We start from the raw sequence: 23,770 nt of genomic DNA on the forward strand, positions 1-23,770 counted from the left end.
GTTTTAGACGTATTACGTCGATTTCAGACAACGTAGCCCGGATTTACATTGGATACGACCGAAATTTCAGGAGCTGATCATGTCAGACATCACCGAGGCCGCAATCATTCCCGACAGCAAGCTGGCGCGCGCCATCACCGATTACATCCGCGATACCGAAACAGACCTGCTCTTCAACCATTCCAGCCGCGTCTACCAGTTCGGAGCGATGGCCGGCGTCCGCCGCGGGCTGACATTCGACCGCGAGCTGCTCTACGCCGGGGCCATGTTTCACGACATCGGCCTGATGCCGGGCCGTGGCAGCAGACACGAGCGGTTCGAGGTCGACGGCGCTCACGCCGCGCGCGACTTCCTGCGCAGCCACGGTATTTCCGAAGCCGACGCCTACACGGTCTGGACCGCGATCGCGCTGCACACCACACCGGGCATCCCTCAACACATGCATCCGGTCGTCGCGCTGGTGACCGCAGGCGTCGAAATGGACGTTCTCGGGCTCACCTACCGCGAATATTCCGAAGCGGAGCGCGAGGCAGTCGTGAAGGCGTTTCCGCGAACGCCGCAGTTCAAGGAAGACATCATCCAGGCCTTCTACGACGGCATCAGGCATCGGCCGGACACGACGTTCGGAAACGTCAAGGCCGACGTCATCGCCGACAAGGAGCCGCATTTCCACCGCGGCAATTTCTGCAGCGTCATCCGCAACTCCCATTGGCACGGCTGAAGCCGATTTGCGCGGCCGATTGCCAATCCGAGCCCACATCATCAATCAGGAAATGACGACATGAGCGACAAGCGCCCCCACCTCACACACGCCACGGGTGCTCCCGTAAGCGACAATCTCAACATCATGACCGCCGGCCGCCGTGGCCCGGCACTGCTTCAGGATGTCTGGCTGATCGAGAAACTCGCCCATTTCGATCGCGAAGTGATTCCGGAGCGACGCATGCACGCCAAGGGATCCGGCGCCTTCGGGACCTTTACGGTCACCCATGACATCTCCCGCTATACCAAGGCGAAGATATTCTCGGAGATCGGCAAGCAGACTCCGATGTTCGCGCGCTTCTCGACGGTGGCCGGCGAGCGCGGCGCAGCTGACGCCGAACGCGACATCCGCGGCTTTGCATCGAAGTTCTACACCGAGGAAGGCAACTGGGACATGGTGGGCAACAACACCCCCGTGTTCTTCTTCCGCGATCCGCTGCGCTTTCCCGATCTCAATCATGCGATCAAGCGGGACCCGCGCACCGGGATGCGAAGCGCCGACAACAACTGGGATTTCTGGACCCTGTTGCCGGAAGCCCTGCATCAGGTCACCATCGTGATGAGCGAGCGTGGCATTCCCAGAAGCTTCCGCCATATGCACGGCTTCGGGAGCCATACCTACAGCTTCATCAACGCCGCCAATGAACGAACCTGGGTGAAGTTTCATTTCCGGACGCAGCAGGGTGTCGAAAATTTGAGCGATGCCGAGGCGGAAACACTCATCGGCAAGGATCGCGAGACTCACCAGCGCGATCTGTTCGAAAGCATCGAACGCGGCGACTTCCCGCGCTGGACGCTGTTCGTGCAGGTCATGACCGACGATCAGGCCAAGGCATTTGCATTCAACCCGTTCGACCTCACCAAGGTTTGGCCGAAGGGCGAGTTTCCGCTGATCGAGGTCGGTTATTTCGAGCTGAACCGCAATCCGGAGAACGTCTTCGCCGAGGTCGAGCAGGCGTCGTTCTCGCCGGCCCATGTCGTGCCCGGCATCAGCTTCTCGCCCGACAAAATGCTGCAGGCACGGCTGTTCTCCTATGGCGACGCGGCGCGCTACCGCCTCGGCGTCAACCATCACCTGATTCCGGTCAATGCGCCGAAATGTCCGTATCACAGCTACCATCGAGACGGCGCGATGCGGACGGACGGCAATCTGGGCGGAACACCCACCTACTTCCCAAACAGCCGCGGCGAGTGGACCGACCAGCCCGACCTCAACGAACCGCCGCTCGAGATCGACGGCGCAGCGGCACATTGGGATCATCGCGTCGACGACGATCATTATCAGCCGCCGGGCAATCTGTTCCGCAAGATGAACCCGGCCCAGCGGCGGGTCCTGTTCGACAACACGGCACGCGCCGTCGGCGGGGCGGCGGTGCATATCCAGGAACGACACATCGCCAACTGCGCCAAGGCCAATCCCGCCTACGGGGCCGGCGTCCGTGAAGCGCTCTCACGTCTTGCGGCTGTTCGCGCCGAGGCCGGAAAATAGGATCGGTCGATCCGCACCGACATCTCGCCGTCTTCGGCGAACGGCGCCGACAAGGTGCCGTTCGCCTGACGCGCCGGCGTCAATTGCCTCCACCCAGGCGACCACTGACCAGCGTTCGCATTTTTAAGGCGAGCCGCCGAAGCCTCTCAATTTTCTCGCGAAAACAGCTTGACCCGGCCCGCCGCGGCACTCCTGCCGCGAAGCGCAGACTCCGACATTCGCCTCGGAAAGCGTCATGGCCGATAGGCTCCGTGCCTATCTTCAAGGCCCCGCACATCCCTGAGGCAATCGAGTCTTGACAGGGCCCGTCCCGCAGCGCCTTAAATTCCTGCTGAACCGAAACAAAGGGTGCGCGGAAATCCGATCCAGAGCATTTTTCAATCAGCTTACGCCGATTGATGAGCGAATTTTTTGCGCGAGATCAACCACGCACCTTCATCCAACCAGGAAAGCGATTCCTCAAAATGGTTACACGTCGTGATGTCGCATCGATTGTCGGACTTGGCGCGATGACTGCGGCCGCGCTGGCCTCCCCGGCCGTGGCGCAGACCGCGGCCGATCCCAACGAATCGACCTTTGCCCGCATCCGCCGCACCAAGAAGATGCGGATCGGCGCGGTCGGCGGTGGCGCGCCCTATTACATGAAGGACCTCGCCAGCGGCCAGTGGAAGGGTTTCTACATTGACATCGCCAAGGGACTGGCCGACGACATGGAGGCCGAGCTCGAGATCACCGAGACCACCTGGGGCAATTCGGTGCTCGATCTCCAGGCCAACAAGATCGACATCTTCTTCGGCCTCAACCCTACGCCGAAGCGCGCGCTCGTGGTCGACTTCTCGGTGCCGGTCTTCAACAACGCCTTCGGCATCCTCTGCAAGAAGGATTTCAAACCGAAGAGCTGGGCCGAGTTGAACTCGCCTGACGTCAAGATCGCGGTCGACCAGGGCTCGTCGCACGACCAGGTCGTCAGCCGCCTGACGCCGAAGGCGCAGATCTCGCGGCTGAAGACTGCCGACGACGCCACTGCCGCCCTGCAGACCGGCCGCGTCGACGCGCAGTGCCTCATCACCATGCTGTCGCTGACGGTGCTGAAGAAGAACCCCTCGCTCGGCCAGTTCGTGCTGCCGACGCCGATCTTTGCCACCACGTCGAATGCCGGCTTCCGCCGCGAGAATGACAAGACCTTCCGCGACTACGTCAACACCTGGATCGACTTCAACAAGGGCCTCGGCTTCATCCGCAACGCGATCATCACCAACATGGAGCTGGTGGGCGTGACCGAAGCGGACATTCCGCCCGGCGTTTCGTTGTAAGTGATGAAGTCAGGTCTGGCTCGCTCCGCTTCTCTCCCTCTCCCGCTTGCGGGAGAGGGTCGGGGTGAGGGTGTCTCCGCAACCGAGAACCCCCGTGAGGAAAGAGCCCTCACCCGCATCGCATCTTCGATGCGATGCGACCTCTCCCGCAAGCGGGAGAGGTGAAGCAAGAAAGAACGCATGTATCAGTGGGACTTCGGCATCCTCTGGAGCTATCGCTGGCTCTTCCTCAACGGGCTTGGCGTCACCGTCGGCTTCACGGTGGTCATCGTCGTGCTCGGGCTGGTGTTCGGCCTGTTCGGCGCGTTCGGCAGCCTGTCGCGCTTCAAGGCCGTGCGCCTCACCGCGCTCACCTTCATCGAGGCGTTCCGCTGTACCCCGATCCTGGTGCAGCTGATCTGGTTCTATTACGCGCTGCCGATCCTCGCCGGCGTCGAGATGACGCCCATCACAGCCTCAGCGCTGGCGCTCTCGCTCTATGGCGGCTCGTTCTACTCCGAGATCATCCGCGGCGGCATCATCTCGATCGACAAGGGCCAGTCGGAAGCCGGTGCGGCGCTCGGCATGACGCCGGGCCAGTCGATGCGGCGCATCGTGCTGCCGCAGGCGATCAAGCGCATGATCCCGGCACTGATGAACCAGTCGATCATCCAGTTCAAGAACACCTCGCTGGTCTCGGTGCTCGCGGTGCCTGACCTCGTCTATCAGAGCCAGGTCGCCGCCCATGACAGCTACCGGCCGCTGGAAACCTACACCGCGGTTGCGGTGGCCTATGCGGCGATCCTGATCCCGCTCACCATCCTCGCCCGGCGCGGCGAGAAGCGACTGGCGGTCAGCGAATGAGCGAGACGTCAAAAATCGAGATCCGGGCCTTGCGCAAGAGCTTTGGCAGCAACGAGGTCCTGAAGAACATCAGTCTCGATGTCGCCAAGGGCGGCGTTGTCGCGCTGATCGGCCCGTCCGGTTCAGGCAAGTCGACGCTGCTCCGCTGCATCAATCTGCTGGTCGTGCCCGACGGCGGCAGCGTCCGCGTCGGCGGCACAAGCTTCCAGTTCGCCGACGGTTCAAAACTGCCCGACGTGAAGACGCTCGCAAAATTCCGCGCCACCACGGGCATGGTGTTCCAGCACTTCAATCTATTCCCGCACATGACGACGCTGCAGAACGTGATGGAAGGACCCGTCACGGTGCGGCGCATGGCCAAGGCCGACGCCGAGAAGCTCGCGCGCACCCAGCTTGCCAAGGTCGGCCTTGCGGAGAAGGCCGACCAATATCCGGCAACGCTCTCCGGCGGTCAGAAGCAGCGCGTCGCGATCGCACGCGCACTCGCGATGGAGCCGGATGTCATGCTGTTCGACGAGGCAACGTCGGCGCTCGATCCCGAACTCGTCGGCGAGGTGCTGAACGTGATCCAGCAGCTGGCCTCCGAAGGCATGACCATGGTGATCGTGACCCATGAAATCGCCTTTGCCCGCGAAGTCGCCGACCGCCTGATCTTCATGCGCGACGGTATCGTCGTTGAAGAAGGTCCGGCGCGGCAGGTGATCGACAATCCGCGGGAAGCCGCGACGCGCGCCTTTCTCAGCCATTTCCACCGCACCGGCGCGCTGCCGCCGGCCAACGCAACACCGTGATGCCCGATATCGACCGCGCCTATCTCGTCACCGGTGCCGCTAGCGGCATCGGTCGCGCCACCGCAAGATTGCTGGCGGCGCCTGGTGTAGGTCTCTTGCTGCACACACGCTCGAACGCAGAGGGTCTCGACGCCACTGCGGCGGAAGTGCAAGCGACGGGCGCTGTGGTCGCAAAATGTCTCGGCGATCTCGCCGAGGAAGCAGCCGTCACCGATGCACTTGCCGCCACACACCGTGCTTTCGGCCGGCTGGATGGATTGATCCTGGTCGGCGGCCACGCCCGCCGCGGCAGCGCCATCGGCACGCCGGCGGACCAGTTCCGGCAAGCGATCGACGAATCGGCACTGGCCTTCACGCGGATGACCGAAGCCGCACTTCCACTGCTGCGAGCCGGGCAGGATGCGCGGATCGTCGCGGTATCCTCATTCGTCGCACACGCGATCCGGCCTGAATTCGCGCCCTTCGCCGCCACCGCCGCGAGCCGTGCCGCGCTTGAAGTGCTTGTGCGTCTCACCGCAATCGAGCTCGCCAAGGACGGCATCACCGTCAACGCGGTTGCGCCAGGCCTCATCGTCAAGGACAAGCCGAGCGAGAGCCGGTTGTCGCCGGAGCAGATCGCCGCGACCGAGGCGCTGATCCCGATGCGCCGCCGCGGGCGGCCGGAGGAAGTCGCCGAGATCATCGCCTTCCTGGCGTCGCCAAAAGCATCTTACGTCACCGGCCAGATCTGGCACGTCAATGGAGGCCTGACATGACCGAAGCGACCATCGAACGTCTCCGCCTGTTCCTGATCGAAAGCCCGATCAAGATGGCCCGCCTGCAGGGCGTCGGCAACGTCAAGGGCACGGTGAAGCGCGTGCTGATCGAGCTCACCTCGAGCGACGGCGTGGTCGGCTGGGGCGAGGCCGCACCGTGGGAAGTGTTCACGGGAACGCCGGAAGCGGCGTTCTCGGCGCTCGACATTTACTTGAGGCCAATCCTGCTCGGCAAATCCGTGCGCCGCATCCGCGCGCTGATGGCCGAGCTCGACCGTGCGCTGGTTGGCCACGCCGAGGCCAAGGTCGCGATCGAGATGGCATTGCTCGACATCGTCGGCAAATCATCGGGCCTGTCGGTTGCTGATCTGCTCGGCGGCCGCGTGCGCGATACGATCCCGCTGTCGTTCTCGATTGCCGATCCGGATTTCGCCGCCGATCTCGAACGCATGCGAAAAATGGTTCCGGACGGCAATGTCATCTACAAGGTCAAGACCGGCGTAAAGCCGCATCGCGAGGACCTCGATCATCTCTCGGCGATCCGCAAGGAGTTCGGCGACAATGTCGATTTGCGCGTCGACTACAACCAGGCGCTGGCACCGTTCGGCGCCATCAAGATCCTGCGCGATGTCGAGGAGTTCGCGCCGACCTTCATCGAGCAGCCGGTGCCGCGCAAATTTCTCGACGTGATGGCGCAGCTCACCGCGGCATTGGAAACGCCCGTGCTCGCCGACGAAAGCTGCTTTGATCGCCGCGACATGATGGAGGTCGTCCGGCGCGAGGCGGCCGACGCGGTCTCGATCAAGCTGATGAAGGCCGGCGGCCTGTTCGAGGCACAGGCGATCATGGCGATCGCCGACATCGCCGGCCTGCCCGGCTATGGCGGCACGCTGTGGGAGGGCGGCATTGGTCTTGCCGCCGGCACGCAGCTGATCGCCGCGACACCGGGCATCTCGCTCGGCTGCGAGTTCTACATGCCGCATCATGTTTTGACCGAGGACGTGCTGGAAGAGCGCGTCGCCAACCGCGGGGGTCACGTTGTCGTGCCCGACGGCCCGGGCCTTGGCATCCGCGTCAGCGAAGCCTCCATCCGCGCCAATGCGCGGGTGCTGGCGGAGGCGTAATTCCGCCATTCAGGGGCGCGCACAGCGCGCCTGGAATGCCGACCGCGTATGCGGCCCCGATCCTTCCCCTCGGGGAATCGGTATCGTATGGTCCGACCAAACGCGCCCGACCCCATCGGGCATTCTGGAAACGCATATGTCCGATCCCGCCTGGTCTCTGCACTCCCGCCTGAAAGAGGACACCATCGACATCGGCGATTTGCCGCTGTCGAAAGTACTCGTCATCAAGGACGCGCATTATCCCTGGCTGCTGCTGGTGCCGCGACGCGCCGACGCCGTCGAGATCATCGACCTCGATGAGGTCGAGCAGGCGCAGCTGATGACCGAGATCTCCCGCGTCTCGCGCGCGCTCAAGGAGATCACCCAATGCGACAAGCTCAACGTCGCAGCGCTCGGCAACCTCGTGCCCCAGCTACACGTTCACATCATCGCGCGCCGCACCAGCGACGCCGCCTGGCCGCGGCCGGTGTGGGGCGTGATGAAGCCGCTCGCTCATGACGCCACCGAGGTACAGAATTTCATCAGCGCGCTTCGCCGAAAAATCTGGTTGGGTTGAAAGAACAAGAAATGTCATCATTCGACTCGTTTCCGCTGGGACAGCCGGCCTTCGTCACCAACATCCTCGATCGCGCCGCGCATCTGCGCCGCGATGACGAAAAACTGTTCGCGATGGAGCAAAAGCCGTCGTCGCGCGCCTATGTCGTCTACCGCGACTCGCTGCTGGTGAAGCGCGAGGGCGACAAGACGCGCGCGCTGCTTTCGATCGACGAGGCGCTGAAATGCGGCGCCAATCCCGGCACGATCTTCTTAGGGCTTCGCGACGGCGCCGCGATCTTCGGCATGGGCCTCGCACAGGCGGCCGCCGAGAAGTTGATGGGCCGCGAGGACTTTGCCGTCACCGAGCTGCGCGGCATGGCGATGCAGGGCGCGATTCCGCCCGAGGAGCTGTCGGCGATCGCGATGGCGAAGTCGATGGTCAGCTGGCACCAGCGCCACGGCTATTGCGCCAATTGCGGCACCCGTAGCGCGATGAAGGAAGGCGGCTGGAAGCGCGAATGCCCGGCCTGCAAGGCCGAGCACTTTCCGCGCACCGACCCGGTCGTGATCATGCACGTGGCATCCGGCGAAAAGTGCCTGCTCGGCCGCCAGAAGCAGTTTCCGCCGGGCATGTATTCCTGTCTCGCCGGTTTCGTCGAGGCCGCCGAGACCATCGAGGACGCCGTGCGCCGCGAGATCCTCGAAGAATCAGGCATTCGCTGCACCGACGTGCAGTATTACATGACGCAGCCCTGGCCCTATCCGTCGTCGCTGATGATCGGTTGCAGCGCGCGGGCCTTGAACGAGGATGTCGTCGTCGATCATTCCGAGCTCGAGGATGCGCGCTGGTTCACGCGCGAGGAGGCGGCGCTGATGCTGAAGCGCACGCATCCCGACGGGCTCGCCGGTCCGCACCCCTTCGCGATCGCGCATCATCTGCTCGGCCGCTGGGTACACGACAAAAGCTGATCAGCGATGGCGCTATCTGTGATCGCGCCGCGCATCCTCTGCATCGGCATTCCCGTGCGCGACCTCACCTTCCGGGTCGAGTCCGTGCCGGAACGTGGCAGCAAGGCCAACGCCACGCATTTTGCCGAGATCTGCGGCGGCAACGCGCTCAATGCCGCGATCGCCATGGCACGGCTCGGTGGCCGCGTCGCCTTTGCCGGACCGATGGGCGATGCGCGGGAGACCTCGAGCGGCTTCATCCTCGAGCGGATGGCGGCCGAGGGCATCGACATCAGGCACATCGTGCGCATACCGGATGCGGCCACGCCCGTCTCTGCGATCATCATCGACGCGACCGGCGAACGAACCCTGACGATCTACCGCGATCCCGCGCTGTGGACCGTGAAGCTGTCGGATGCAGACGAGCTCCTCGCCGATTGTCAGGCTGTCCTCGTCGAAAGCCGTTGCGGCACCTTCTGCATCGATCTCTGCGCCGAGGCGCGCCGGCGCGGCATTCCCGTCATCGTCGGCGTCGACCGCGCAATGGCGCTGACCGACGGCCTGCTCACGGCCGCCTCGCATCTGCTGTTTTCCAGCGAGCAGGTCCAGGAGACCGCCGGCGCCGCTGACGACGGCGAGGCCTTGAAGCGGCTGGCCGGGCTGACGCCCGCCTTCCTCGCCGCCACCCGCGGCCCACGTGGCATGATCTGGCTGAACGCGGCGGGCACGCTGGAGGAGACGCCGGCCTTCCCGGTCGAGTCCGTGGATACGCTCGGGGCCGGCGACGTCTTCCATGGCGCCTTCACGCTTCGGCTCGCCGAGGGCGGTGACCTGCGCGACGCGCTGCGATTCGCCGCGGCGGCCGCAGCGCTGAAATGCACGCGCCATGGCGGTGGCCTCGCCGCCCCGCAACGCGTTGAAGTTGAAGGGCTTTTACGCAGCAGACTTTAGAGCCATTCTGCGGCGGCGCCGAGAATATAGGCTTGCGATAGAAGATTTTTCTCTATATGACGGAAACTAACCCTCATATTGGAACAAAGTTCTTCAAATGACCGACCTCGCTGTCCAACTCCCTGAGACCAGCCGCCGCCTCGACGCCATCGATCGCAAGATCCTGATGGTGCTCCAGGACGATGCCTCCCTGTCCGTTGCCGAAATCGGCGACCGCGTCGGACTGTCCTCGACCCCCTGCTGGAAGCGCATCCAGCGCCTGGAAGCCGACGGCGTGATCCTGAAGCGGGTGGCGCTGGTCGATCAGAACAAGATCGGGCTCGGCATCTCCGTATTCGTGTCGGTGGAGAGCTCCGACCACTCGGACGCCTGGCTCAAGAAATTCGCCGAAGCAGTCAGCGCCATGCCCGAGGTGATGGAATTCTACCGCATGGCCGGCGACGTCGATTACATGCTGCGCGTCGTGGTCGCCGACATGCAAGCCTATGACATCTTCTACAAGAAGCTGATCAGCGCCGTGCCGCTGAAGAACGTCACCTCGCGGTTCGCGATGGAGAAGATCAAGTCGGTCACGGCGCTGCCGATCCCGGCCGTGGTCGCGGCATAGGTCTCACGCTGCAATCTTCGTAGCCCGGATGGAGCGCAAGCATAATCCGGGATCTCGTGATTCGGCGAGACTGCCCCGGATTGCGCTTCGCTCCATCCGGGCTACAGACGTGTAGAGCGACGCTGGCGCGCCTCAAATCTTCTGATTGTACTCGCCGACTTCGGGATGGGTGCGCAGCACGCTGTTCACCATCTCGAACATGTCGTGCATGCGCTGCTCCGACACAGGGCTCTCGACCACGACCACGAGCTCAGGCTTGTTCGAAGACGCGCGCACCAGTCCCCAGCTGCCGTCCTCGACCGTGACGCGCACGCCATTGACGGTGACGAGGTCGCGGATCGACTGTCCGCCGATCTTGGCGCCCTTGGCCTGCAGGCCTTCGAAGTGCTTCACGACCTGGTCGATGACGCCGTATTTCGTCTCGTCGGCACAATGCGGCGACATGGTCGGCGACGACCACGTCTTCGGCAGCGCGTTCTTCAAATCGGCCATCGACTTGCCGGGCGCGCGGTCGAGCATGTCGCAAATCGCAAGCGCCGAGACGAGACCGTCGTCATAGCCGCGTCCATACGGCTTGTTGAAGAAGAAGTGGCCGGACTTCTCGAAGCCCGCGAGCGCGCCCGTCTCATGGGTGCGGCGCTTCATGTAGGAATGGCCGGTCTTCCAATAGGTGGTCCTGGCGCCCTGCTTCTGCAAGACGGGATCGGTGATGAACAGGCCGGTCGATTTCACGTCGACGATGAACTGCGCATCCTTGTGGATCGCCGACATGTCGCGCGCCAGCATCACGCCGACCTTGTCGGCAAAGATCTCCTCGCCGGTGTTGTCGACGACGCCGCAGCGGTCGCCGTCGCCGTCGAAGCCGAGGCCGACATCGGCCTTGTGAAGCAGCACCGCATCGCGGATCGCGTGCAGCATCTCCATGTCTTCCGGATTCGGATTGTATTTCGGGAAGGTGTGGTCGAGCTCGGTGTCGAGCGGAATCACCTCGCAACCGATGGCTTCCAGCACCTGCGGCGCGAACGCGCCGGCGGTGCCGTTGCCGCAGGCCGCGACGACCTTGAGCTTGCGCTTGAGCTTCGGCCGGTTGGTGAGGTCGGCGATGTAGCGCGCCGGATAATTCTCGTGGAACTGGTAGGAGCCGCCGGCCTTGTTCTTGAAATCGGCGTTGAGCACGATCTCCTTCAACCGCGTCATCTCGTCGGGGCCGAAGGTCAGCGGGCGGTTGGCGCCCATCTTCACGCCGGTCCAGCCGTTGTCGTTGTGCGAGGCGGTGACCATGGCGCAGCAGGGCACGTCGAGATCGAACTGCGCGAAATAGGCCATCGGCGTCACCGCAAGGCCGATGTCGTGCACCTTGCAGCCGGCCGCCATCAGGCCGGAGATCAGCGCATATTTGATCGAGGCCGAATAGCCGCGGAAATCGTGCCCGGTGACGATCTCCTGGCTGACGCCGAGTTCCGCGATCAGCGCGCCCAGCCCCATGCCGAGCGCCTGCACGCCCATGAGGTTGATTTCCTTCTGAAACAACCAGCGCGCGTCATATTCGCGGAAACCCGTGGCCTTCACCATCGGCTCGGATTCGAAGGCGTAGGTGTTGGGCAACAAGACGGATTTCGGCTTGGGAAACATTGAGACGGTCTCGTGAAATGGGCAGGAATTGATGCAGCCTTAGCGAATGCCAAGCCGCAGCGGAAGGCGGGATTGGCGCCTTATGGATGATAATTGCGGCAGTTTGGTAACGGGCAAATCCGACCGCGAGAGCGATCAAAACAGAGACGTTTTTGAAATATACGGTCGCTGGAGCCCCTGGGAGAGCCCTACTGCTCCAGCACCATCTGGCCGTTGGCGTACTCAAAGCGCTTCAGGCGGGACAGGAAGGAGAGGCCGAGCAGGTTCTCGGACAACGCCTCGTCCGGCAGCACCATGGCATCGACGTCGCGCACGATGAGACCGCCGACATCAAGCATGGCGATACGGGTGCGCGCGGCCTTGATGGTGCCGTTGGCGGTGGTGACAGTGGCGTTGTAGTCGCTGCGCGAGGGACGCAGACCGAAGCGGGCGGCCGAGGTTTCGTTCAGCGCCACCACGGAGGCGCCGGTGTCGACCATGAAGCCGATACGCTGGCCGTCGATGCGGCCTTCGGTCTGGAAGTGGCCGCGGCCATCGCGGGGAATGTTGAAGCTGCGGCCGCCGGCCGGCGCCGTGGTCGCAACCGCGACCGTCGTCTGCGGTGCTGACGTGGCGGACGCGGAGCTCATCTTGTCCGCCATCTGCGCCATGAAAGTGCCGAGGCCGATCATGACGGCCGCGATGATCATAATGTTACGCATCACACCACTTCCGAGCCGAAAGCGCGATTTCACCACGCGGCACGCCCGTCCGCGAGCGCCGCCACGGCAGAGCCTGTGTCATTTTGACGAAAAGGATGAGCGTACGGTTAATGGCGGGGCGTGATTTCTCACGTCCCGCGCGGCTTGACCCGCCGGGTGGGCGGCGCGCTTGCCGGATCCTCGGGCCAGGGATGGCGGGGATAGCGGCCGCGCATGTCGGAGCGGACCGCCGCGTAACTGCCGCGCCAAAAACCGGGGAGATCGCGCGTCACCTGCACCGGGCGCTGCGCCGGCGACAGCAGTTCCAGCACCAGCGGCACCTTGCCGGCGGCGATCGACGGATGGGTGTTGAGGCCGAACAATTCCTGGAGCCGCACGGCGATGGTCGGCCCCTGCTCGGCCTCGTAGTCGATCGCGAGCACGCTTCCCGTGGGCGCCTCGAAATGCGTCGGCGCCTCGCGGTCGAGCCGCGCGCGCATCTCCCACGGCAACAGCGCCATCAGCGCGTCGGAAAGATCGCCGGCGGAGATGTCCTTCAGTGCGATCTTGTCGTAGAGCGCCGGCACCAGCCAGTCGTCGCGCCGCGCGATCAACCCGTCGTCGGAGAGATCGGGCCAGCTATCGCCCTCGGCCTTGCGCAGGAACATGACGCGGTCGCGCCATTGCTTTGCGGCCTTCGACCAGGGCAGCCGGTCGAGGCCGGCGGCGATCAGCCCGTCCGCAAAGATGCGCGCGGTGCCTTCCGAGGGCGACACGGCAAGCGTAGCCTCGGACAGTGTGATCGCATGCAGCACGCGCTTGCGTCGCGCGCGCAGCGCCATCGCGCCGCGATCGAAGGAGATCTCGTCAGCCGTGTCGATATGCTCGGCGAAATGTCGCTCGATGTCGTCTTCGGCGATCTGCGCGGCGAGCAGGATGCGGCCGCTCGCGGCCGTTCCCGTCATCTCGCCGATCGCGATATAGGGGGCGCGGGCGAGCGAGGACGTCTGCTCCACCGCAGCCCCGCGGCCATTGGCGAGCACGAAACTGCCGTTGCCGCGGTTGCGCGCGACCCGATCCGGGAAGGCGTAAGCGAGCATCAGGCCGGTCGAGAGATCCTCCTGCGGGCCCGCCTTCTCTGACGCCGCCACCTGCGAGGCCCAGCGCCGCGCCAGATCGCGCGCACTTGCCGCCCGCGGCGAACGGTCGCGGCGGAACTGGTCACGCCGGTGCTCGAGATCGGCGCCGTCGCCGCCGAGTCCCCGCTCGGTGAGAATGGCCGCGATCTCGGCGGCTTCTTCGCCCGCGCCGGCGCGATGCGAATCCACGATCATGCGCGCTAGCCGCGGCGGCAGCGCCAACGCACGCAGGCTCTTGCCTTCGGCGGTGATCCTACCATCAGCATCGATCGCATTGAGCTCGGAGAGCAGGCTTTTTGCCTCCTTCCACGCTGGCTGCGGCGGCGGATCGAGGAACGACAACGCGGCAGGGTCCGCAACGCCCCATTGCGCGAGATCGAGCACCAGCGAGGAGAGGTCGGCGCTCAAGATTTCCGGCTGGGTGTAGGGCGCGAGCGACGCCGTCTGCGGCTCGTCCCAGAGCCGGTAGCACACGCCGGGCTCGGTACGGCCGGCGCGGCCGCGGCGCTGGTCGACTGCGGCACGCGCAGCGCGCACGGTCTCGAGCCGGGTCAGGCCGATGTCGGGCTCGTAACGCGGCACACGGGCGAGACCGGAATCGACGACGATGCGCACGCCTTCGATCGTGAGCGACGTCTCGGCGATCGAGGTCGCGAGCACCACCTTGCGCGTGCCCTTCGGCGCCGGCGCGATGGCACGGTCCTGCACGGCGGCATCGAGCGCGCCGAACAACGGCACGATTTCGATGCTGGCATCCTGTACGCGCTCACCGAGAAAATTCTGGGTGCGGCGGATTTCGGCGGCGCCCGGCAGGAAGGCGAGCACCGAACCGCCGTCGGCACGCAGGGCCGACGCGATCGCGTCCGCCATCTGCCGCTCGATCGGCGCATCCGCCTTGCGGCCGAGATAGCGGGTCTCCACCGGAAAGGCGCGGCCCTCGCTCTCGACGACGGGCGCATCGCCAAGCAGCCTTGCGACACGGGCGCCGTCGAGCGTGGCCGACATCACCAGGATGCGCAGATCCTCGCGCAAGCCCTGCTGCGCATCGCGCGCCAGCGCAAGCCCCATGTCGGCATCGAGCGAGCGTTCGTGGAATTCGTCGAACAGGACGGCGGCAATGCCCGAGAGCTCGGGATCGTCGAGGATCTGGCGGGTGAAAATGCCTTCGGTCACGACCTCGATGCGTGTGGCCCGCGAGATCTTCGAGCCGAAGCGGACGCGATAGCCGACGGTCTCGCCGGCGCGCTCGCCAAGCGACTTGGCCATGCGATCGGCGCTGGCGCGGGCCGCAATCCGCCGTGGCTCCAGCACGATGATCTTCTTGCCCTTTATCCATGGCGCATCGAGCAGCGCCAGCGGCACCCGCGTGGTCTTGCCGGCGCCCGGCGGGGCGACCAGCACGGCCGCGTTGTGCGCCTCCAGCGTGCGCGAGAGGTCGTCGAGCACGGCGTCGATTGGAAGGGGCGTATCGAAGCTGCGGGGCAAAATCTCAGTCCGTCATCGTCCACGCGGGGCGGACGATCCAGTCAATTCAGATCCCGGCCATTCCGAAAATCTGTGCGTACTGGATACCCCGCCTTCGCGGGGTATGACAATCATATGTCGCTATCAGCCCTTTACCGACGGCCGGCCAACGCTCTCGTAGGTGAAGCCGGCCGCACGCATGTCTTCGGGGCTGTAGATGTTGCGGAGGTCGACGACGACCGCTTGCGCCATGACGCTCTTCAGCCGGTCGAGATCGAGCCCGCGGAACTGCACCCATTCGGTGACGACGACAAGTGCATCGGCACCTTCAGCGCAGGAATAGGCATCCTCGCAATAGGTGATGCTGGGCAGCTCGCTCTTGGCCTGCTCCATCCCGACGGGATCGAAAGCCTTGACCTTCGCACCCATGTCGATCAGGCCAGTGACCAGCGGGATCGACGGCGCATCGCGCATGTCATCCGTATCGGGCTTGAAGGTGAGGCCGAGCACCGCGATGGTCTTGCCGCGCAGGGAGCCGCCGAGCGCCTGGCTCACTTTCCGCGCCATCGCACGCTTGCGGTTCTCGTTGACGGCGAGAACGGATTCGACGATGCGCAGGCTCACATCATAATCCTGCGCGATCTTGATCAGCGCCTTGGTGTCCTTCGGGAAGCAGGAGCCGCCGAAGCCGGGACCGGCATGCAGGAACTTGGTGCCGATGCGGTTGTCCAGGCCGATGCCGCGCGCGACCTCCTGCACGTTGGCGCCGACCTTTTCGGAGAGGTCCGCGATCTCGTTGATGAAGGTGATCTTGGTCGCGAGGAACGCATTCGCCGCGTATTTGATCATCTCGGCGGTACGGCGTTCCGTGAACATCAGCGGCGCCTGGTTCAGCGACAGCGGGCGATAGATGTCGCCCATCACCTTGCGGCCGCGCTCGTCGGAGGTGCCGACGACGACGCGATCGGGGAATTTGAAGTCGCGGATCGCGGCGCCCTCGCGCAGGAACTCCGGATTGGAGGCGACGACGACGTCGGCCTTGGGATTGGCCTCGCGGATGATGCGCTCGACCTCGTCACCGGTACCGACCGGAACGGTCGACTTCGTCACCACGACGGTGAAGCCGGACAACGACTGCGCGATCTCCTTCGCGGCAGCGTAGACGTAGGAGAGATCGGCGTGGCCATCGCCGCGACGCGAGGGCGTGCCGACCGCGATGAACACCGCGTCGGCATCCGCGACAGGCTTCGACAGGTCGGTGGTGAAGCTCAGGCGCTTGGCCTTCACATTGGTCGCGACCAGCTCGTCGAGGCCCGGCTCGTAGATCGGAATCTCGCCGCGATGAAGGCTAGCGATCTTCTTCTCGTCCTTGTCGACACAAATGACGTCGTGACCGAAATCCGCAAAGCAGGCTCCGGACACCAGTCCCACGTAACCCGTGCCGATCATCGCGATGCGCATGAAAATCCCTGTTTTGGCTTGGTTAACGAAACCCCAATCTGGGGCGGTTTAGCATTTTCCCGTCGGGAAGGAAGAGCCTGCACTCCAAAACCGGCACGCGATTTGTACCGGTAAAGAAGTCGGAAACCACAAAGCCCCACACTGCCCCACGCCCACACAGGACCGGGCGGAACACGCCTCGAAACGGGACACCATGGCATCATCAGGCACAATCGCCGCGAGCGAGGGCACCAGGGGCCCGGCTGCTGCGCGTGTCGATTGGGTCGACTATGCCAAGGGCATCTGCATCGTCATGGTCGTGATGATGCATTCGGTGCTGGGGGTCGAGCTCGCCGCCGGCGAGACCGGTTTCATGCATGTCCTGGTGGCCTTTGCGAAGCCGTTCCGAATGCCGGACTTCTTCCTGATTTCGGGCCTGTTCCTGCCGCTGGTGATCGATCGGGACTGGCGAACCTATCTCGACCGCAAGGTGGTGCATTTCGCTTATTTCTATGTCGTCTGGGTGACAATCCAGTTTGGCTTCAAGGCGCCTGCTTTCGCGGCCGAAACCAGCTGGCGGGACGCTGGCCTGCTCTATCTCGAATCCTTCATCGAGCCGTTCGGCACGCTCTGGTTCATCTACCTGCTGCCGATCTTCTTCGCCGTCACAAAACTGACACGACGAATCCCCGCACCGGCGATCTGGCTCGTGGCGGCCGCGCTGGAGACGGCGCGCATCACAATCGGCTGGACTGCGATCGACGAGTTCTGTGCGCGCTTCGTCTATTTCTATTCGGGCTATCTGTTCGCGCCTTATGTGTTCGCGCTATCGGATCGCGCACGCAGCCATCCCGCGCTGGCGCTCGTAGCGCTCGCGAGTTGGGCGCTGGTCAATGCCGGCCTCGTCGCATTCGGCGCCAGCGAATGGAAGATCGTGTCGCTCGTGCTCGGCTTCGCCGGCGCGTGCGCCATCATCACGTCCGGCACGCTGCTCGCGCGCGCGCATTGGTGCAACTTCTTGCGCTTCTGCGGCGAGCATTCGCTCGTGATCTACCTCGCCTTCTTCCTGCCGATGGCGGCTACGCGCACGCTGCTCCTGCGCACCGGAATCATCCACGACATCGGCACGGTGTCGCTGATCGTCACCATCGTCGGCGTGCTCGGATCGCTCGCGATCTGGCCGATCGCACTGCGACTGCACGCCGACTTCCTGTTCGAACGGCCGGATGCGTTCTGGATCGCGCCGAAGAAGGCCGGCCCGGTGCTGCAGGCGGCGGAGTGATCCATTCGCTGTCGTCGCCCGGCCTTATGCGCAATTGCGCATCAGGACCGGGCGACCCAGTATTCCAGAGACAGCAGTTATTGACCGATAGGCCGCGGCGTACTGGATTCCCCGCTTTCGCAGGGAATGACAGCGGGGGATAGCGGCGCCATCGGCCCAAAAATCCCCTTCCCAAGGCTGTCAAAGCCCGCGAAAATTCATACATTGCGGCCATGCCCAAAACATCCCCGAAGACCTCCGCCAAAGCCGATACCAAACCCGCTGCGACAGCTGCTGCCAAACCGGTCGCGGCGAAGGCGGCCGGCAAGGGCGACCACATCTTCCTGGTCGACGGTTCCGGCTACATCTTCCGCGCCTATCACGCGCTGCCGCCACTGAACCGCAAGTCCGACGGGCTTCAGGTCAATGCCGTGCTGGGTTTCTGCAACATGCTGTGGAAGCTGCTGCGCGACATGCCTGCCGACAACCGGCCGACGCATCTGGCCATCGTGTTCGACAAGTCCGAGGTCACATTCCGCAACAAGATCTATCCCGAGTACAAGGCGCACCGGCCGCCGGCGCCGGACGATCTGATCCCGCAATTCGCGCTGATCCGCGAGGCCGTGCGCGCCTTCGACCTGCCCTGCCTGGAGCAGGGCGGCTTCGAGGCCGACGATCTCATCGCGACCTACGCGCGGCAGGCCAGCGAGCGCGGCGCCACCACCACCATCGTGTCCTCCGACAAGGACCTGATGCAGCTCGTGAACGACAAGATCACGATGTACGACACCATGAAGGATCGCCGTATCGGCATCCCCGAGGTGATCGAGAAGTTCGGCGTGCCGCCGGAGAAGGTGATCGAGGTGCAGGCGCTGGCCGGCGACTCCACCGACAACGTGCCTGGCGTCCCCGGCATCGGCATCAAGACCGCAGCGCAGCTGATCGTCGAATATGGCGATCTCGAGCAGTTGTTGTTCCGCGCCACCGAGATCAAGCAGCCGAAGCGCCGCGAGGCGCTGATCGAGAATGCGGAGAAGGCGCGGATCTCGCGACAACTGGTGCTGCTCGACGACAAGGTCGAGCTCGAGGTGCCGCTGGACGATCTCGCCGTTCACGAGCCCGACGCGCGAAAACTGGTCGCGTTCCTGAAGGCGATGGAATTTTCCACACTGACGCGCCGCGTCGCCGACTATTCGCAGATCGATCCCGCCAATGTCGATGCTGACGTGAGCAACAGCAGCGGCGCGAGAGGTGGCGACGGCGCGAAGGCAACATCGACCGAAACATCCGGCGATCTCTTTGCCGCTCCTGCGGCCGTCGCCAAGGGCGGCGACAAGGGTGACAAATCCGCAAGCCTGAAGGGCGCGCCGATCTCGCTCGCGGCAGCGCGCGAGGAGGCGCTGCGCAAGCTGCCGGTCGACCGGGCCAAATACCAGACCATCAAGACGCTCGCCGAGCTGAACGGCTTCATCGCGCGCATCCATGATGCCGGCCATGTCGCGATCGAGATCAAGGCCAACTCCATCGATCCGATGCAGGCCGATCTCTGCGGCGTCGCGCTGGCGCTGGCGCCGAACGAGGCCTGCTATGTGCCGCTGGCGCACAAGCAATCCGGCGGTGGGGCGGGCCTGTTCGACGCGGGCCTCGCAGCCGATCAGGTCAAGCACACCGAGGCGATCGAGGCGCTGCGGCCGGTGCTGGAATCAGCGGGCGTCCTCAAGATCGGCTTCGACGTCAAATTCGCCACCGTGATGCTGGCGCAGCACGGCATCACCTTGCGCAACGCCGACGATGCAAAACTGATCTCCTACGTGCTCGACGCCGGCCGCGGCTCGCATGAGCTGGACTCGCTCTCCGAGCGCTGGTTCGGCCATGCCATGCTGAAAGAGAGCGAGCTGCTCGGCAGCGGCAAGGGCAAGATCACCTTCGACCAGGTGCCGATCGACAAGGCCGTGCCGTTGTCGGCCGAAGGCGCCGACATGGCCTTGCGCGTCTGGCGTGTGCTGAAGCCGCGCCTCGTCGCCGAGCACATGACCGCTGTCTATGAGACGCTGGAGCGGCCTCTCGTGTCGGTGCTCGCGCGCATGGAGCGGCGCGGCATCTCGATCGACCGCCAGGTGCTGTCGCGTCTCTCCGGCGACTTCGCCCAGACCGCCGCGCGGGTCGAGGCCGAGATCCAGGAGATCGCGGGCGAGCCCGTCAATGTCGGCAGCCCCAAGCAGATCGGCGATATCCTGTTCGGCAAGATGGGACTATCAGGCGGCACCAAGACCAAGACCGGCGCGTGGTCGACCACCGCGCAGGTGCTGGATGAGCTCGCCGAGCAGGGCCACGATTTTCCGCGGAAGATTCTGGAGTGGCGCCAGGTCTCGAAACTGAAATCGACCTACACCGACGCGCTGCCGACCTACGTCAATCCCCAGACCCATCGCGTGCACACGACCTACGCGCTGGCCGCGACCACCACGGGCCGGCTGTCGTCGAACGAGCCGAATTTGCAGAACATTCCGGTCCGCACCGAGGACGGCCGGAAAATCCGGCGCGCCTTCATCGCGACGCCGGGCCACAAGCTGGTCTCCGCCGACTATTCGCAGATCGAGCTGCGGCTGCTGGCGGAGATCGCCGACATTCCCGTGCTGAAGCAGGCCTTCCGCGACGGCCTCGACATTCACGCGATGACCGCATCGGAAATGTTCGGCGTGCCGATCAAGGGCATGCCGAGCGAGATCCGCCGCCGCGCCAAGGCGATCAATTTCGGCATCATCTACGGCATCTCGGCGTTCGGCCTCGCCAACCAGCTCGGCATCGCCCGAGAAGAAGCGTCGGCCTACATCAAGAAGTACTTTGAGCGCTTCCCCGGCATCCGCGCCTATATGGACGAGACGCGCGATTTCTGCCGGAGCCACGGCTACGTCACCACGCTGTTCGGCCGCAAGTGCCACTATCCCGACATCAAGGCCTCGAACGCCTCGGTGCGCGCCTTCAACGAGCGCGCCGCGATCAACGCGCGCCTTCAGGGCACCGCCGCCGACATCATCCGCCGCGCCATGACGCGGGTGGAGGACGCGCTCGCCGAGAAAAAACTCTCGGCGCAGATGCTGCTCCAGGTGCATGACGAATTGATCTTCGAGGTACCGGACGCCGAGGTCGAGAAGACGCTTCCCGTCGTGCAGCACGTCATGCAGGACGCGCCGTTCCCGGCCGTGCTGCTGTCGGTGCCGCTACATGTCGACGCGCGCGCGGCCACGAACTGGGACGAGGCACACTGACGGCCGTCCCTATGAAGATCGCCGCCATCTCCGGCAGCCTGCGGGCGGGGTCGAGCAATACCGCGATACTGCGCGCAGCCGCACGGCTTGCGCCCGCTGGTGTCGAGGTAATCCTGTTCGAGGGAATTGCGGACCTGCCCTTCTTCAATCCGGATCTCGATGGCGAGGATGTGCCTGCTCCGGTCGGCACGATGCGCGCGCTGATTGGGAGCGTCGATGGCCTCCTGATCTCGAGCCCCGAATATGCCCGCGGCGTCGCCGGCGTGCTGAAGAACGCGCTCGACTGGCTGGTCGGCAGCCATGAATTTCCCGACAAGCCCGTCGCCTTGATCAACACATCGCCGCGCGCAACGCATGCGCTGGCCGCGCTGACATTGACGCTGGAGACGATGTCGGCCCGGCTCGCTACGGAGGCCTGCGTGACGCTGCCGCTGCTCGGCGGCGCCTGGGATGAGCACAGCATTACCGCCGATCCCGCACTTGCGGAGCCATTGCGTTTGGCGATGGAGCGCTTCGCGGTATTCATCCGCAGCCTGCGGGCTGATACGTAAATGAATTGTCCTCCGTGCAATTGCGCGATGGCCTGACCGCGCCACGCATATTAGAACCGGCGCATCCCCCGCATCGGTTCACTCATGCCCCACACCTCCGCCTTGTTCGGCTTCGGTCTCGTCTGCCTCGGTCTCGTGCTCACGCCCGGGCCGAACATGATCTATCTGATCTCGCGTTCGATCACGCAGGGGCCGGCGGCCGGTATCGTCTCTCTCGGCGGCGTAGCGCTGGGTTTCGTGTTCTACATGCTGTGCGCGGCGTTCGGCATCACGGCGCTGCTGCTTGCGATTCCCTTCGCCTATGACGCGCTGCGCTTTGCCGGCGCCGGCTACATGCTGTGGCTCGCCTGGCAGGCCGTGAAACCGGGCGGGCGCTCGCCGTTCCAGGTGAAGAAGCTTTCGATCGACAGCCCGCGCAGATTATTCGCGATGGGGCTCGTCACCAATTTGCTCAATCCGAAGATCGCGATGCTGTACCTGGCGCTGCTGCCGCAGTTCATCGATCCCACGGCCGGCAGCGTGCTGGCGCAGTCGGTGGTGCTGGGCGCGATCCAGGTCGCGCTCAGCGTCAGCGTCAATGCGATCATCGCGCTCGGAGCCGGATCGATCGCGCTGTTCCTGGCGAGCCGGCCGAGCTGGATGCGGGTGCAGCGCTGGCTGATGGGCACGGTGCTCGCCGGGCTTGCGGTCAGGATGGCGGTCGAGGCGCGGAAGGTGTGATGGTGCTCTTCCTTAACCTCTCCCCGTAAGAACGGAGCGAGGGAGAAGAGGAAACCTCAATCCAGCTTCGCGTCCATCCCCCGCTTCACCGCCGGGCGACCCATCAGGGCGTCGTACCAGCGCTTGACGTTGGGGAAGTCGACGAGATCGACCTTGTGGCGCGGGTGGCGCCAGGCCCAGCCCAAAATGGCGAAATCGGCGACCGAGAGCTCGCCGGCGACGAAATCGCGGCCGTCGAGGCGACGGTCCAGCACACCGTAGAGCCGACGCGTCTCGGCCATGTAGCGCTTCAACCCGTAGGCGCGGTCCTGCTCGTTCTCGAGCGCGATGAAATGGTGCACTTGGCCCGGCATCGGCCCGAAACCGCCCATCTGCCACATCAGCCATTCGTAGACGGGAATGCGGCCCGTGAGCGATTTCGGCAGGAATTTACCGGTCTTTTCGCCGAGATAGAGCAGGATCGCGCCGGACTCGAAGATGCTGACGGGCTTGCCGTCCGGCCCCTCGGGGTCGAGGATCGCGGGGATCTTGTTGTTGGGGGAGAGCTTGAGGAACTCCGGCGCCATCTGCTCGCCTTTGCTGATATTCACCGGGATCACCTTGTAGGGCAGCCCCATTTCCTCCAGCGCGACCGAGATTTTGCGGCCGTTCGGCGTGTTCCAGGTGTGCAGCTCGATCGTCATTTGCCTGTTTCCTTGCCCAGTTTCTTGCCCGGTTTCTTGCCTGAGGTCTCCGGCATCCACCTACTCCAGAAGGTTGCACCCCCACAACCGGCGGACCGGGATGGCCGATCCCTGTTGACGGGGGACGCCCCCTCTGGAATGTCACCGCCGTCGCGGATAAATTCCGCCACCTTCAAGAACGCCCCCGAGGGACCGCCGTGTCGAAATCAGCCTCCCGCGCCCGCCTGTTCGAAATCATCCGCCGCCGCTCCTTCGGCCGCGGCGAGGTGACGCTCGCATCGGGCCGCAAGAGCGATTTCTATTTCAACCTCAAGCCGACCATGCTCGATCCCGAGGGCGCGACGCTGCTCGCCGAGCTGACCTATGAGACGCTGAAGGACGACCAGCTCGATTTCATCGGCGGGCTCGAGATGGGCGCGGTGCCGCTGGCCGGTGCGCTGGCGCAGATCTCCTGGATCAAGGGCCATCCGATCGCGGCCTTCTTCGTGCGCAAGAAGCCGAAGGAGCATGGCGCCAAGCTCGCGATCGAAGGTTTGCCAAGGGGCGAGACGCTCGATGGCAAGCGTGTCGTGATCGTCGAGGACGTCACCACCACCGGCGGCTCGGCGATGAAGGCCGTGGAATCCGTGCGCGAGACCGGCGCCGAGGTGGTGCTGGTGCTGACCATGGTCGACCGCGAGGAAGGCGCCACCGACACCTTTGGTGCGGCCGGCCTGCCGTTCCGCTCGCTGTACAAAGCGTCGGAATTTTTGAAGGCGTAACGGGCGCAAGGCGGCCCCCTCAACCGCTCATTTACCATCCGGCCCTATGG

Annotated in this window: 21 protein-coding genes; 16 read left to right on the forward strand and 5 right to left on the reverse strand. The window is 64.5% G+C overall.

Translation table 11 applies throughout. From position 1 onward, the window contains the following. The first annotated feature begins 79 nt into the window (after positions 1-79). From FXB40_RS31195 to FXB40_RS31245, 11 genes are all read left to right on the forward strand, one after another. Positions 80-721: an HD domain-containing protein gene (locus FXB40_RS31195; RefSeq protein ID WP_148775940.1), complete on the forward strand. Its 642-nt coding sequence runs from the start codon at positions 80-82 to the stop codon at positions 719-721. 60 nt (positions 722-781) lie between these two features. Beyond that, positions 782-2,251 carry a catalase gene (locus FXB40_RS31200; RefSeq protein WP_148775941.1) on the forward strand — a complete coding sequence of 490 codons (1,470 nt, stop codon included), beginning with the start codon at positions 782-784 and terminating at the stop codon, positions 2,249-2,251. A 464-nt stretch (positions 2,252-2,715) separates the two neighbouring features. Next, positions 2,716-3,564, forward strand: coding sequence for a transporter substrate-binding domain-containing protein (locus tag FXB40_RS31205; RefSeq protein WP_148775942.1), 849 nt, complete (start codon positions 2,716-2,718; stop codon positions 3,562-3,564). A 180-nt stretch (positions 3,565-3,744) separates the two neighbouring features. Beyond that, positions 3,745-4,407, forward strand: a complete 663-nt coding sequence (locus FXB40_RS31210) for an amino acid ABC transporter permease (RefSeq protein WP_148775943.1) — start codon at positions 3,745-3,747, stop codon at positions 4,405-4,407. After that, positions 4,404-5,198: an amino acid ABC transporter ATP-binding protein gene (locus FXB40_RS31215; RefSeq protein WP_148775944.1), complete on the forward strand. Its 795-nt coding sequence runs from the start codon at positions 4,404-4,406 to the stop codon at positions 5,196-5,198. Before FXB40_RS31210 ends, FXB40_RS31215 begins: the two co-directional genes overlap by 4 nt. Beyond that, complete coding sequence (locus FXB40_RS31220) at positions 5,198-5,953, forward strand: SDR family NAD(P)-dependent oxidoreductase (protein WP_148775945.1); 756 nt, start codon at positions 5,198-5,200, stop codon at positions 5,951-5,953. Before FXB40_RS31215 ends, FXB40_RS31220 begins: the two co-directional genes overlap by 1 nt. After that, positions 5,950-7,077, forward strand: a complete 1,128-nt coding sequence (locus FXB40_RS31225) for a muconate cycloisomerase family protein (RefSeq protein WP_148775946.1) — start codon at positions 5,950-5,952, stop codon at positions 7,075-7,077. The genes FXB40_RS31220 and FXB40_RS31225 overlap by 4 nt, the downstream gene beginning before the upstream one ends. 136 nt (positions 7,078-7,213) lie before the next feature. After that, positions 7,214-7,633 (forward strand): HIT domain-containing protein, encoded by a 420-nt coding sequence (locus FXB40_RS31230; RefSeq protein ID WP_187437267.1) that lies wholly within the window; start codon positions 7,214-7,216, stop codon positions 7,631-7,633. An 11-nt stretch (positions 7,634-7,644) separates the two neighbouring features. Then, positions 7,645-8,583 (forward strand): NAD(+) diphosphatase, encoded by a 939-nt coding sequence (gene nudC / locus FXB40_RS31235; protein WP_148775947.1) that lies wholly within the window; start codon positions 7,645-7,647, stop codon positions 8,581-8,583. Positions 8,584-8,589: 6 nt separating this feature from the next. Further along, entirely contained in the window at positions 8,590-9,513 is a 924-nt protein-coding gene (locus FXB40_RS31240) for a sugar kinase (protein ID WP_148775948.1), read from the forward strand. Positions 9,514-9,610: 97 nt separating this feature from the next. After that, entirely contained in the window at positions 9,611-10,120 is a 510-nt protein-coding gene (locus FXB40_RS31245; protein ID WP_148751631.1) for an Lrp/AsnC family transcriptional regulator, read from the forward strand. A 132-nt stretch (positions 10,121-10,252) separates the two neighbouring features. On the opposite strand, the gene FXB40_RS31250 is transcribed toward FXB40_RS31245, so the two are convergent. The 4 genes from FXB40_RS31250 to FXB40_RS31265 all read right to left on the reverse strand — a co-directional run bounded on the left by FXB40_RS31250 (position 10,253) and on the right by FXB40_RS31265 (position 16,496). Beyond that, entirely contained in the window at positions 10,253-11,752 is a 1,500-nt protein-coding gene (locus tag FXB40_RS31250) for a phosphomannomutase/phosphoglucomutase (protein WP_148775949.1), read from the reverse strand. 188 nt (positions 11,753-11,940) lie between these two features. After that, a complete protein-coding gene (locus tag FXB40_RS31255; RefSeq protein ID WP_187437268.1) occupies positions 11,941-12,453 on the reverse strand; it encodes a TIGR02281 family clan AA aspartic protease in 513 nt (170 codons plus the stop codon). A 128-nt stretch (positions 12,454-12,581) separates the two neighbouring features. After that, a complete protein-coding gene (gene hrpB, locus FXB40_RS31260; RefSeq protein ID WP_187437269.1) occupies positions 12,582-15,056 on the reverse strand; it encodes an ATP-dependent helicase HrpB in 2,475 nt (824 codons plus the stop codon). 123 nt (positions 15,057-15,179) lie between these two features. Beyond that, on the reverse strand, positions 15,180-16,496 hold the full coding sequence (locus FXB40_RS31265; protein ID WP_148775951.1) for a UDP-glucose dehydrogenase family protein: 1,317 nt from the start codon (positions 16,494-16,496) through the stop codon (positions 15,180-15,182). Between the two features lie 193 nt (positions 16,497-16,689). Between FXB40_RS31265 and FXB40_RS31270 the strand changes: the two genes are divergently transcribed. From FXB40_RS31270 to FXB40_RS31285, 4 genes are all read left to right on the forward strand, one after another. Then, positions 16,690-17,757 (forward strand): acyltransferase family protein, encoded by a 1,068-nt coding sequence (locus tag FXB40_RS31270; protein ID WP_148775952.1) that lies wholly within the window; start codon positions 16,690-16,692, stop codon positions 17,755-17,757. 212 nt (positions 17,758-17,969) lie between these two features. Continuing rightward, positions 17,970-21,005 (forward strand): DNA polymerase I, encoded by a 3,036-nt coding sequence (gene polA, locus FXB40_RS31275; RefSeq protein WP_148775953.1) that lies wholly within the window; start codon positions 17,970-17,972, stop codon positions 21,003-21,005. A gap of 11 nt (positions 21,006-21,016) precedes the next feature. Further along, a complete protein-coding gene (locus tag FXB40_RS31280) occupies positions 21,017-21,556 on the forward strand; it encodes an NADPH-dependent FMN reductase (RefSeq protein ID WP_148775954.1) in 540 nt (179 codons plus the stop codon). A gap of 84 nt (positions 21,557-21,640) precedes the next feature. Beyond that, a complete protein-coding gene (locus FXB40_RS31285) occupies positions 21,641-22,276 on the forward strand; it encodes a LysE family translocator (protein ID WP_148775955.1) in 636 nt (211 codons plus the stop codon). A 56-nt stretch (positions 22,277-22,332) separates the two neighbouring features. On the opposite strand, the gene FXB40_RS31290 is transcribed toward FXB40_RS31285, so the two are convergent. Then, positions 22,333-22,959, reverse strand: coding sequence for a glutathione S-transferase family protein (locus FXB40_RS31290; RefSeq protein WP_148775956.1), 627 nt, complete (start codon positions 22,957-22,959; stop codon positions 22,333-22,335). A 197-nt stretch (positions 22,960-23,156) separates the two neighbouring features. Here FXB40_RS31290 and pyrE point away from each other — a divergent pair, with 197 nt between their 5' ends. Further along, complete coding sequence (gene pyrE / locus FXB40_RS31295) at positions 23,157-23,720, forward strand: orotate phosphoribosyltransferase (protein WP_148775957.1); 564 nt, start codon at positions 23,157-23,159, stop codon at positions 23,718-23,720. Positions 23,721-23,770: the final 50 nt, after the last annotated feature.

This window comes from Bradyrhizobium rifense (assembly GCF_008123425.1).
Taxonomy (GTDB): Bacteria; Pseudomonadota; Alphaproteobacteria; order Rhizobiales; family Xanthobacteraceae; genus Bradyrhizobium; species Bradyrhizobium rifense.